The organism is Jeotgalicoccus huakuii (assembly GCF_036665975.1).
Taxonomy (GTDB): Bacteria; Bacillota; Bacilli; order Staphylococcales; family Salinicoccaceae; genus Jeotgalicoccus; species Jeotgalicoccus marinus.
Genome location: NZ_JAVIYN010000016.1, coordinates 53,365 through 65,407, shown reverse-complemented (window position 1 = coordinate 65,407; position 12,043 = coordinate 53,365). Strand labels below are relative to the sequence as shown.

13 protein-coding genes are annotated in these 12,043 nt (G+C 36.6%); 9 read left to right on the top strand and 4 right to left on the bottom strand.

The window, feature by feature from the left end:
* Positions 1–136: 136 nt before the first annotated feature.
* The gene (rocF, locus tag V6E76_RS09180; protein ID WP_026866986.1) at positions 137–1,042 is read left to right on the top strand and encodes an arginase; all 906 of its coding nucleotides are present in this window, start codon (positions 137–139) and stop codon (positions 1,040–1,042) included.
* Between the two features lie 52 nt (positions 1,043–1,094).
* On the opposite strand, the gene V6E76_RS09175 is transcribed toward rocF, so the two are convergent.
* Positions 1,095–1,544 (bottom strand): winged helix-turn-helix domain-containing protein, encoded by a 450-nt coding sequence (locus tag V6E76_RS09175; RefSeq protein ID WP_026866985.1) that lies wholly within the window; start codon positions 1,542–1,544, stop codon positions 1,095–1,097.
* A 137-nt stretch (positions 1,545–1,681) separates the two neighbouring features.
* On the opposite strand from V6E76_RS09175, the gene V6E76_RS09170 reads away from it, so the two are divergent.
* Genes V6E76_RS09170 through glmM form a run of 4 tightly spaced genes read left to right on the top strand, consistent with a single transcriptional unit; the run spans position 1,682 to position 5,783 of the window.
* Positions 1,682–2,629, top strand: coding sequence for a helix-turn-helix domain-containing protein (locus tag V6E76_RS09170; protein ID WP_051220520.1), 948 nt, complete (start codon positions 1,682–1,684; stop codon positions 2,627–2,629).
* Between the two features lie 22 nt (positions 2,630–2,651).
* Positions 2,652–3,473, top strand: coding sequence for a diadenylate cyclase CdaA (cdaA, locus tag V6E76_RS09165; protein WP_026866984.1), 822 nt, complete (start codon positions 2,652–2,654; stop codon positions 3,471–3,473).
* Positions 3,460–4,404 (top strand): CdaR family protein, encoded by a 945-nt coding sequence (locus tag V6E76_RS09160; protein ID WP_247352196.1) that lies wholly within the window; start codon positions 3,460–3,462, stop codon positions 4,402–4,404. The genes cdaA and V6E76_RS09160 overlap by 14 nt, the downstream gene beginning before the upstream one ends.
* A gap of 26 nt (positions 4,405–4,430) precedes the next feature.
* On the top strand, positions 4,431–5,783 hold the full coding sequence (glmM, locus tag V6E76_RS09155; RefSeq protein WP_247352198.1) for a phosphoglucosamine mutase: 1,353 nt from the start codon (positions 4,431–4,433) through the stop codon (positions 5,781–5,783).
* Between the two features lie 53 nt (positions 5,784–5,836).
* Here glmM and V6E76_RS09150 read toward each other — a convergent pair whose 3' ends face one another.
* Positions 5,837–6,343, bottom strand: a complete 507-nt coding sequence (locus V6E76_RS09150; RefSeq protein WP_026866981.1) for a metal-dependent hydrolase — start codon at positions 6,341–6,343, stop codon at positions 5,837–5,839.
* 111 nt (positions 6,344–6,454) lie between these two features.
* Between V6E76_RS09150 and V6E76_RS09145 the strand changes: the two genes are divergently transcribed.
* From V6E76_RS09145 to V6E76_RS09135, 3 genes are all read left to right on the top strand, one after another.
* A complete protein-coding gene (locus V6E76_RS09145; protein WP_247352199.1) occupies positions 6,455–6,652 on the top strand; it encodes a YwbE family protein in 198 nt (65 codons plus the stop codon).
* A 272-nt stretch (positions 6,653–6,924) separates the two neighbouring features.
* Positions 6,925–8,727, top strand: coding sequence for a glutamine--fructose-6-phosphate transaminase (isomerizing) (gene glmS / locus V6E76_RS09140; RefSeq protein ID WP_026866979.1), 1,803 nt, complete (start codon positions 6,925–6,927; stop codon positions 8,725–8,727).
* 91 nt (positions 8,728–8,818) lie between these two features.
* Positions 8,819–9,439, top strand: a complete 621-nt coding sequence (locus tag V6E76_RS09135) for an NAD(P)-dependent oxidoreductase (RefSeq protein ID WP_198687098.1) — start codon at positions 8,819–8,821, stop codon at positions 9,437–9,439.
* Positions 9,440–9,601: 162 nt separating this feature from the next.
* On the opposite strand, the gene V6E76_RS09130 is transcribed toward V6E76_RS09135, so the two are convergent.
* A complete protein-coding gene (locus V6E76_RS09130) occupies positions 9,602–9,823 on the bottom strand; it encodes a hypothetical protein (protein WP_247352200.1) in 222 nt (73 codons plus the stop codon).
* Between the two features lie 217 nt (positions 9,824–10,040).
* On the opposite strand from V6E76_RS09130, the gene V6E76_RS09125 reads away from it, so the two are divergent.
* Entirely contained in the window at positions 10,041–10,760 is a 720-nt protein-coding gene (locus tag V6E76_RS09125) for a tyrosine-protein phosphatase (RefSeq protein ID WP_247352202.1), read from the top strand.
* A 482-nt stretch (positions 10,761–11,242) separates the two neighbouring features.
* Here the strand turns inward: V6E76_RS09125 and V6E76_RS09120 are convergent, their stop codons facing one another.
* Positions 11,243–11,857: a LysE family transporter gene (locus V6E76_RS09120; RefSeq protein WP_247352204.1), complete on the bottom strand. Its 615-nt coding sequence runs from the start codon at positions 11,855–11,857 to the stop codon at positions 11,243–11,245.
* Positions 11,858–12,043: the final 186 nt, after the last annotated feature.

Genomic DNA, 12,043 nt, shown 5'->3' with positions numbered 1-12,043 from the left:
TCTTGGACACTTGCTTTTGCAAGTGTCTTATTTATACATAAATTTAGTTCAAATTTAATATTTATAAGTACTTGTATAAAAGCGCTTTCTTTAGTATATTTGTATAACAAAGGGGTTTAGATATGGAGGAGTTGTAGTGGTAAATATTGATTTGATCGGTGCGCCAACATCATTTGGACAACCAAGACCAGGTGTTGCTTTAGGTCCAGATGCTTTACGTTTTGAACATTTAATAGAGAGATTGACTGAGCTCGGCCATGAAGTAACCGATAAGGGGAATGTTGTTGGACAATATGGGGTATGGAAAGAGAACGGTAATGAAAAAGATAAAAATGGCTTAATCAATCTGAGTGAAGTATTAGATTATAGTCAAGTACTTGCCTCTGTGGTAGATGAGAGTGTAAGTAATAAGCAGTTCCCACTTATAATTGGAGGCGACCATAGCTTATCTATTGGTTCAATTAGTGGCATTAGTCATCATTATGATAACTTAGGGGTAATTTGGATTGATGCGCATGGGGATATCAATAGTAGCGTAACGTCACCAAGTGGTAATATACACGGTATGCCTGTAGGTGTCTTATTAGGTGAGGGGCATGAACAGCTGGTTGATGTACATAAAAGTGGTCCAAAGTTAAAACATGAAAATATTGTCTTTATAGGAGCGAGAGACTTAGACTCTGGCGAGCAGGCTTACATTAAAGAAAAAAATATTAAATGTCACACTATGTCAGATGTGAGAACCGAGCGTTTGACTGTTGTCATAAAAAAAGCTTTAGATTCCTTAGAGCATTGTGATGCCATTCATCTATCATTAGATGTAGATAGTTTAGATCCTTTGGAAATAGAAGGGACAGGTACGAAGGTCAATGGGGGACTTTTTCTAGCTGAATTACTCGAGGCATTAACAATACTAAGTGCATCTGATCGTCTAGTTTCTTGTGACTTAGTGGAAGTTAATCCCCTTCTTGATAAGGGAAATAATACTGCTAAAAAAGCTGTAGAAATCGCATCGTTTATATTCGGGAAAAGGTTATTATAGGTAGTAAAGAAGCTATGGAAGACGGATTTCCATAGCTTCTTGTTATATATTACTAAATCAGTTTATCTTCTGTTTTTACGATATTAATGAGATAAGAAGAAGTATCGGTGTCGTTTTCTTCATTATTTAGGTTTTTAAGATACTCCTTCAGGGCATTAAAGGAGTAATCATTTAATTTTAATTGATAGACGTGCGGGTCCGAATGTTCGGATAATGGTTTATAATTGAGTATATTCATATCTGCAATAATATGTTTTGCACTAGGAATGTAAAACTTTTGTAAAATGCTTTTCTTTTCTGCTGTATGTGAGATGGTTATAATACCGTGTTTTAACAATTGGCTGAGGTGATAGTGGACTTTAGCTCGTGGCAATTCAAGTTCGTCTGCAAGCATCTGACCAGTTTTTGCTTCTTCTGACATCATGGCAAGGAGTTTCATTCTAAACGGATCGCTAATTGACTTGAGCTGCTCTAGGTCTTTTATAACGAGCAAATTCTTCATTGTATCCTCCAATGTTTTCTTTTATTATCATGTAAAAAGTAAACCCCGTCAATTAATCAAGATTTCATTTATATGATTGTTTGTTACATAAAATTGGATTTGGTATTATTAAAATGTTAAGTACTAGGGGGATGAGTATGATAGGTCAAAGAATCAAAGAAATACGAAACAATAATAATCTGACGCAAGAAGAGCTCGCTGAGGGAATCATCTCCCGCACATATTTAAGTTTGATTGAAAAAGGTACTGTTCAACCATCAACAAATGTATTGGTTAAGTTAAGCAAGCGTTTGAATTGTACTGTAAATGATTTCATGACTGAAGTATCTCATTTTAAATATAATAATTTCGAAATACTTAGAGAAATAGGTCACTATGAATTGAAGGTTGAACATGGAGACTTTGAATCTGTGAAATATTTTATCGATAAAGAATATGAACAGATTGAAGATATTCCTATGCCAGATAGTGGTCGAATTCATCTGATATATGCTCAGTATTACCGTCATCTCGGTGATAGTAAACGTACACGTACGAATATAGATAAGGCATTGAAACAACTATCTACTGTGGCTGTGAATCAACATTATATTAACGCAGTCTTATTGAAGGCGGATTTACTGGTGATTGATAAGTTAACAGATCAAGCAATCGATATTTTAGAGGATGCTTTATACATGTTAACGAAGTTTGATGAATTAAATATTTCAGATTTAAAATTACGCTATGCACTTGTAAAATGTTATATTATATTTAAACAGTATTACACTGCACACAGAATCATTACAGATATAGAACTGATTTCTACAAGACTAGGTATCCACTATAAAGACTTGGAAATTGAACAGCTAAAAGTGCTCTGTTTGGTTAAGATTGAGCGTTATAATGATGCACTAGAAATACTGACTACAACAGATGATGAAGTACTATTAGTTTTAAAAGCCTATTGTTATTTCAAAATGGATAAGGTTAAAGAAGCAGATGCCTTATTTAAACAATTAGTTAACAATGAGTTAGATACTTCAGTCATACCTGAAATAACAGTAGTATATCGCGAGTTAACAGAGAGATTAGGTGGCTTATAACATAATAGAAAGGATAATCATTATGGACACAGCCAACTTTTTTGAAAATATCTCTACTTCCTTTGTAATTACAAGTATTATCGATGTGCTTATCGTTTGGTATGTATTTTACTTAATACTTACCGTCATCAAAGGAACAAAAGCCGTTCAGCTAATCAAAGGGATATTTTTCATAATAATTGGGCGGGCAATTAGTAATTTTTTCGATCTAACAACGACAACTCAGTTGTTTGATATGGTTTTACAATGGGGTTTCTTAGCAGTAATCGTTATCTTCCAACCTGAACTAAGAAGAGCCCTAGAACAACTCGGGCGTGGAAGTCTATTTAGATCCAATGGACAAAACGAAGCTGCAGTTAAGGAACGTCTTGTACAAGATATGCTCACCGCTGTAAGGTATATGGCTAAAAGGCGGATTGGAGCTTTAATAGTGATGGAAAAAGAAACGGGGTTAAAGGACTACATCGAAACAGGTGTGCCATTAAACTCAGAGATTTCCTCACAACTTCTTATTAACATTTTTATACCGAATACACCGTTACATGATGGTGCAATGATTATTCAAGGTGATAAAATCGCTACTGCAGGTAGTTATTTACCGCTTTCTGAAAGCAATAAGATCGCAAAAGACTTAGGGACACGACATAGAGCTGCTGTAGGAATATCGGAAGTGACCGATGCTTTTACGATTATCGTATCTGAAGAGACAGGGAATGTGTCTGTTACATACGACAGTAAAATGACCAAAGAACTTGACATGGATACACTTGAAAAACTACTCCATGAACAGTGGTTAGTCGCTGCTTCATCTAAGGAAGGGGGCGGTATATTTGCTAGAAAGTAAGGTTGGAGTAAGTATTGTTGCACTTTTATTAGCAATCTTGATGTTCTTTAATGCAAATAACATCTTCGATGAGGCAAACATATTTGGTGATGACGAAAATACAAATGAAGATGCCGAATTTGTTGAATCCGTACCAGTTGAATTACTTTATGATGAAGAAGAATATTATGTTTCTGGTGTCCCACAAGAGGTTACAGTTGAATTATCAGGTTCGAGTTCAAATGTGAAAAGATTACAGGCGACGAGAAACTTTGAAGTGACCTTAGACCTTAGAAATAGAGAGCCAGGAGAGCACGAAGTGTTCTTCACAGTAAACGGCCTACCTGAGAATGTCAATGCAACTGTACAGCCTGAAACGACAAATGTTACAATACAAAACCTAGTATCACAAACTTTTGAAGTTCAAGCAGAAGTGAGTGACGGCAGGGTGGGTTCTAGTTATCAACTGGATTCAGTCAATGTAGAACCTTCCACAGTGACAGTGAGTGGTGGAGAAAGCACGATGAATCGTATACAATATGTACGTGCCATGATGTCAGACACTTCTAGTATTACTGAGGAGAGAGTAGAAGAGGCAGAGGTGAGTGCTTTTGATGCTCAGTACAATAAGTTAGATGTCGTCATCGAACCAGAAACTGTAAGAGTGGAAATTGAAGTTGAAGAACTCTCTAAAAGTGTACCTGTGTATCAAGAAACGGTTGGTGAACCATATAGCGGACATACGGTATCTGATGTAGAATTAAACCATGATACAATAGAAATATTCGGTGATAAGGAAACCTTGGACTCTATCAACTCACTAACAGCTGAGGTTGATGTTGAGGGAATGTCATCGTCGGGTACAAAAGATGTTAGAATAGAATTACCAGAAAATGTGACAAAGAGTGAACCGGCAGTGCTGGAAGCAGATGTCACTATTGAAAATGATTAACATGGACTTACAAAAAGGAGACTATTATGGGAAAGTATTTTGGAACTGATGGTGTAAGAGGTATTGCTAATGAAGGATTAACGCCAGAATTTGCTTTTAAATTAGGCCGTTACGGCGGTTACACTTTACTTGGAGAAGGCCAAGAACACCCTCGTGTACTCGTAGGAAGAGATACACGTATTTCTGGTGAGATGCTTGAATCTGCCTTGATTGCTGGCCTATTATCAATCGGTGCTGAAGTGATGCGACTCGGTGTCATTACAACTCCTGGTGTGGCTTACTTAACTAAAGATATGGAAGCGAACGCTGGAGTAATGATCTCTGCATCACATAATCCAGTTGAGGATAACGGCATTAAATTCTTCGGTCCAGATGGATTTAAGTTAACAGATGAACAAGAAAATGAGATTGAAGCATTAATCGATAGTGAAGGTGATAATCTTCCAAGACCAACTGGTGTTAATGTGGGTACAATCTCTGACTATTTTGAAGGCGGTCAAAAATACCTTTCATACCTTAAATCAACAATTAACACAGACTTTGATGGCCTGAAAATCGGTATTGATGGTGCACATGGTTCGACTTATCACCTAGGCCCATACTTATTTGGTGACTTAGAAGCGGAGACAGCAACAGTCGGTTCAAACCCAGATGGTACCAATATCAATGCAAATGTAGGTTCGACACATCCTGAGAGATTACAAGAATTAGTGAAAAATGAAGAATGTGATTTCGGTCTAGCCTTTGATGGTGATGGCGATAGAATAATTGCTGTAGATGAAAATGGAGATATCGTTGATGGGGATAAGATTATGTTCATCTTAGCTCAATCACTAAAAGAAAAAGGTGAACTCAAAGACGATACAGTCGTATCAACGGTAATGAGTAACCTTGGTTTCTATAAAGCATTAGAAGCACATGGCATGAAATCTGATAAGACAAAAGTCGGAGACAGATATGTTGTTGCTGAGATGCGTGAAGGTGGCTATTCTCTTGGTGGAGAGCAGTCAGGACATATCGTGATGATGAACTATAACACAACGGGTGACGGACTATTAACAGGTATTCATCTTGCTGCAATTATTAAAGACTCTGGTAAGAAGTTAAGTGAACTTGCAGCTCAGGTTGAGACATTCCCTCAAGAGCTTGTTAACGTTCGTGTAACAGACAAGCACCATGTAACAGATAATGAAGCGGTTAAAGCTGTCATGTCAGATGTTGAAGATAAGATGAACGGTAACGGCCGTATTCTTGTTCGTGCATCAGGAACAGAGCCATTAGTACGTGTAATGGTGGAAGCAGAAACTGAAGAATTAGCTACAGAGTATAGTGAAACAATTGCAAAAGTTGTAGAAGCTGAAATGGGTTTAGATAAATAAACATAAATGATAAGTGGTCCGGAATGAATGTCCGGACCACTTTTATGTAAAATTTAAGGTGTAAGATTATTAATGAAAGATGAAAAGTTTGTACTTAGCACTTGAAATCCTAAATAGAGAGAGATTAAAGATAGTATAGAGAAGATAATGTTCTCTACAAAACTTCCTGTGCGGGTGGTTAATGGAAATCGAACTTTGAAGTTTAAGGGGAAGAACAATTGGATCCCACTTTTTGTAGCCATATCTAATATGTAATGACTGATGATACCTGAAAGAAGCCCAGTCTTTATAGCTGTGTTGCTAAATAAAAAGTCTGCTAGAAACAGAATGACTAAACAAAATACTATACTATGAGTAAAAGAGCGGTGTCCAAAAACAAAGTTGATTATTCTTGATAAGATTGGCATCCGCTTTCCAATTTTGCTTCCACTATGACAAATATCTGGAATGAGTGATCCAACTAAGCTACTTGCTAGAACAACGACTGGATCCAGATCTGTGAGATGGACCACGGTTAAACCAAGAGTGACACCGCCGATCACATGAGTTTTTCCCTTCATGATATGTGCCTCCTATAAAGGTATTATATCATTAAACTAGATATAAAAATAACTTTTTATAAACAGAAACATAACATTGTTAAATGAATTTAACTTAAAGGAGTCGTAATGATGGATCATAGAAATCGAGCGAATATTAAAGTAGGTAGTCATGTCAAAGTCGTGCAAAAGCATCATCAGCGTACAGGAGAATTGACAGAGGGCATCGTTGAAAAACATTTAACAAATTCGAGAAACCATCCGCATGGTATAAAAGTGAGATTAGAAGGCGGTATTGTTGGTAGAGTTAAGGAAATTATTGAACAATAATATATATGGTATAAATAGGTAAAAAAATCTTGTAATATTTCGCCATATAATTTACACTTTTATTCTGACAGTAAAAAGGAGGGAAACTTTATTTAAATCGGAATAGCGCCAGAGCAGTATTAACTGCTGACGAGGAGGACAGTTATCGAACATTCGGCGGATGCTGTCCCGGATACTAAAGTATTCGTAAGTTTATCTGTTAAAACTATCGAGTGATCGATCTGACAGAGCAGATATTCCACAAAACATTAATTAAGACTAGGAGTATTTTTATGTGTGGAATTGTTGGATATATAGGAACAAATGATGTTAAGGAAATTCTATTACACGGTCTAGAGAAGCTAGAATACCGTGGTTATGACTCAGCGGGTATCGCAGTTAAAGGTGACTCTGAGACTAAAGTATTTAAAGAAAAAGGCCGTATTGCTGACCTTAGAAAACAAGTTGACGCAGATTTTTCTGGTCAAGTGGGGATTGGACATACACGCTGGGCAACTCATGGGGAGCCAAGTGTCGTCAATTCTCATCCTCACCAGAGTAACGATGGGCGTTTTACACTTGTTCATAACGGTGTTATTGAGAACTATGTACAGTTAAGAGAAGACTACTTATCAGATGTAGAATTAGTGTCTGAGACTGATACAGAGATCATCGTGCAGTTGATTGCTAAATTTGCAGCGGAAGGTTCATCTACTTTAGAAGCATTCAAGAAAACTTTATCATTGTTACATGGTTCATATGCATTAGGGCTATTAGACAATGAGGATGATAATACAATCTATGCAGCAAAAAATAAATCACCATTACTATTAGGAAAGGGTGACGGGTTTAACGTTATCACTTCTGATGCGATGGCGATGCTTAGATTAACAAATGAATTTGTTGAATTAATGGATGGTGAAGTGATTCAAATCATGAAAGATCAAATGATTATTCATGATCTTGAAGGTACAGTAATCGAACGTGAATCTTATATTACCGAGATTGATGCAAGTGATGCTGAACTTGGCACTTACCCACATTACATGATTAAGGAAATTAATGAACAGCCTCAAGTCATGCGTAAAATTATTAAAGAATACCAAGATGAAAATGGGAACTTGAAAATTGATGATGCCATCATCAAACAGCTAAATGATGCAGATCGCTTATATATTATCGCTGCTGGAACGAGTTACCATGCTGGTTTAATTGGTAAAGAATATATCGAGAAATGGGCAGGTGTACCAACCGAAGTACATGTTGCATCTGAGTTTGTGTATAACACACCATTACTTTCAGAAAATCCACTATTCATCTTTATATCACAGTCAGGTGAAACTGCCGACAGTCGTGCAGTATTAGTGGATATTAAAGAAAAAGGTTATCAGGCTCTTACGATTACGAATGTACCTGGATCAACACTTTCACGTGAAGCGGACCAGACTTTAATCTTACATGCAGGTCCAGAGATTGCTGTAGCATCTACTAAAGCTTATGTTGCACAAATAGCAGTACTTTCAATTGTTGCAGCTGTGACAGCAAGAGAACTTGGTAGAAAGAGCGACTTAAACTTGATGTCAGAGCTTGGTAAAGTGACGACAGCGATTACTTCAGTAATCGATGATGCATCAACAATTGAAGGCATTGTTAAAGACTTCTTAGAAACGACTAGAAATGCGTTCTTTATCGGAAGAACAATGGATTATTATGTCGGCTTAGAAGGCGCCTTAAAACTTAAAGAAATCTCCTATATTCAAGCAGAAGGCTTTGCTGGTGGAGAATTGAAACATGGTACAATCGCATTGATTGAAGACGGTACACCAGTCTTTTCACTGGCAACACAAGAGAATGTAAACCTAAACATCCGCGGTAATGCACAAGAAGTTGCAGCACGTGGTGCCAATGTTTGTATGATTGCCATGGAAGGACTAGAACAAGAAGGTGACACTTATGTTATCCCTCACGTTCATGAAATGCTGACACCATTAGTATCTGTAGTAGTTTATCAGTTAATTTCGTACTATGCAGCACTTCACAGAGGTAATGATGTCGATAAACCACGTAACCTCGCTAAATCAGTTACAGTAGAATAGATACAAGAACAAAAGGTTCAGAGTAAATCACTCTGAACCTTTTGTTCATACATGTATATCTAAATATAATGAAAGCAGAGGAGTGAATTTAATGAATATATTAGTTTTAGGTGGCACGGGACGAGTTGGGTGTAAAATAGTTAAACATGCACTTCGTGATCAGCATCATGTGACTACACTAGTCCGTAGTCCAGAAAAGCTACAAATAAATCATAGAAATTTAACAATTATTGCAGGCGATGTATTAAATAAAGAGGATGTCATAAACGTAATGGAAGACATTGATGTGGTTATTAGTGCACTCAATACCGATGGTGGAACTACACTATCAAAAAGTATTCCGTATATTATAGAATCTATGGAAAGAAACGATGTAAAACGCATTATTACCATAGGCACGGCGGGGATTTTACAAAGTAGAGTAAATCCTGAGATACTACGTTATCAATCAAGCGAGTCAAGGCAGAAGTCAACACGTGCTGCTGAGGAACACAATAAAGTCTTTGACGTGCTTAGAAATTCTAACTTGGACTGGACGATTGTTTGTCCTACATATTTACCTGATGAAGAAAGCGTAGGTAAATATAGAATAGAAAGTGGCTTTTTACCGAACGGTGGAGTAAAAATTTCAGTTTCGGATACAGCAGAATTTGCATTTAACCAAATTAATAGTAGAGAGTTTATAAAAAAACGTGTAGGCATTGCTTACTAAAACAATTTTCCAAACCTCATACCTATGGATGTGACTTGTCAGTCGACGGTAAAAAGTTTGCAATAAAAAATAATGCATGATTGAATAGAGATGTTTTAATTATAAAAAGGACTTGATTGCTGTGTGTTTTTACCAAGTGAGGTTAAAAGATTCAGAGTGATGTCACTCTGAATCTTTATTTTTTATAAGGCTATAGATGTATATAATAGGTGCTAAAATATAGGCGGAAATTAGTGTGAATTTAGAATTAGGTATCTTAGTTTGTGAAAATTTGTCTTCAGTTTCTAGACCATTAAATGGGTGTGTTAAGGTTGCGACAATGAAATATATCGTTAAGATGACGTATGGGAAAGCCATGTAGTCAACCCCTACAAATTCTGCCATGATAGTTATGTAAAAAGAAAAAAGAATACATCAATAAATAATATAAGTAGACGAAAAATTCTATCTCCCATTCACGAAACCTCCAATGAATCATTTCAGGTATTATTTTAAAAATGAAAAGCACTAAAGTAAACACATATTTACTAAATAATCGATAGACCTTAACATTCCATTGGTAAAATGATCTTTATGATTAAAATTATTGTGGAGGTTACTAATGAATAACAAAGCACAATTGAACTGGGTGCGTTTACCTTTAACAAACTTGGAAAATTGCCGCGAGCTAGGTGGTTATGAAACAGGGAATGGTAGTCAAACAAAGTGGCACACATTTCTACGATCGGATAATATGGCAAACATCAATGCTGAAGAGATCGAGTTTCTAAAAGATTATGGTGTGAAGACTGTAATCGATTTAAGGGGCGATGATGAAACTTCTATTCATCGTAATCCTTTAAGTACTGAAGACTTTTGTGATTATCATAATATCCCCTTAGCCGTTCAGCCTGTTTCTGAACTAAATGCAGATGTGGCAGAAACGATGGGTGAATTCTATGTGTCAGTTTTAGAAGAATCCAAAACCATTAAGGAAGTATTTGATGTGATTGCGAATTCTGAAGGTGGTTTGATCTTCCATTGTATGGCAGGTAAAGACCGAACAGGTATTATTGCAATGTTATTGCTAGGGCTTGTGGGTGTGAGTAAAAAAGACATTGTGTCGAATTATGAAGTGACGTATACAAACTTAGAGTCTTTCCAGAATATTAAAGGATTACCAGCGAGAATCCCCGAATCTTATTTGTATTCTAATAGAGACTATATTTTAAAGGCTTACAATCATATTATGGATAATTATCAATCGATTGAGAATTATTTACTTAGTAAGGATATTGCTCAAGAGAGTATCGATAAAATTAAAGATAAATTTACTGCGTAGATTAAAAGAGGCAGGTTACTTGTTATGGTAATCTGTCTTTTTATTAAAAGGAGCTGATTTAATGGTGTAGGTCCGCTTTGAAATAAAAACGAAGCGGATGAATGGGTGAAGCTCCGCTTCGAAGATAAAACGAAGCTGATGTAATGGTGAGGCTCCGCTTCGAAAGTAAAACGAAGCTGATGTAATGGTGAGGGTCCGCTTCGAAGTAAAAACGAAGCGGATGAAATGGCGGGTCTCCGCTTCGAAGATAAAACGAATCTGATGTAATGGTGAGGGTCCGCTTCGAAGTAAAAACGAAGCGGATGAAATGGCGGGGCTCCGCTTCTAAGATAAAACGAAGCGGATGTAATGGTGTAGCTCCGCTTCGAAAATAAAACGAAGCTGATGTAATGGTGAGGGTCCGCTTCGAAGTAAAAACGAAGCGGATGAAATGGCGGGTCTCCGCTTCGAAATATAAACGACTTCGCGCAACCTACCATAACCTAAAAGATCAACTCAATAATGTTTTTCAGAATAACCAAGCTGACGATTAAGACAATAATACTTGAGAATTTATTTAGTATTAATATGTACTTCCCTGTTTTGTCAATATTCCCAACAACCCGTCCGACTATAGATAACAAGATAAACCAGAGCCATGACACAATAATGGTTGAAGCGGTGAAGACAACTTTATCCCCACCGTCATAGACTGTGGCACTTGTACCAATGACGCCGATAGTATCCATGATGGCATGCGGATTTAATAAGGAAACAGATAGTGCGAAACCGACTTGTTTCTTACCACTCATCGATTGCTGTTCTTCTAGATGAGTTGGCTTTTCATGCCAAAGTGACCAGGCCATATATATGAGAAAGACAAAACCGATTATATAGATAACTAATTGTAGGGCAGGTAAGGATATCAAGATTAATGAAACGCCGAGTACTGCCATTAATATAAGGAAGGTATCCGCTAGACCTGCTGTTATAACGACAGGTAATGCGCCAGTGAGTTTCTTATGATTTGCGCCTTGATTAAAGACGAAAACGTTTTGTGCGCCGAGCGGTAAAATTAATCCTAGTGCAAGTAAAAATCCATGTAGTATAGGTTGCATAAAGTGATGCTCTCTTTCTATAAGAAGTTAATTCATATTATTATAATGGACTATATATGTTCTGACTACAAAGGGTTCACAATGTAACATAATTATTTGTGCAAAATGTACAAAAGTATAATAACAAATACTTTTAATATCTGTGACTTATCGTTATAATAATGAATGTATGGATAAATATTCAGA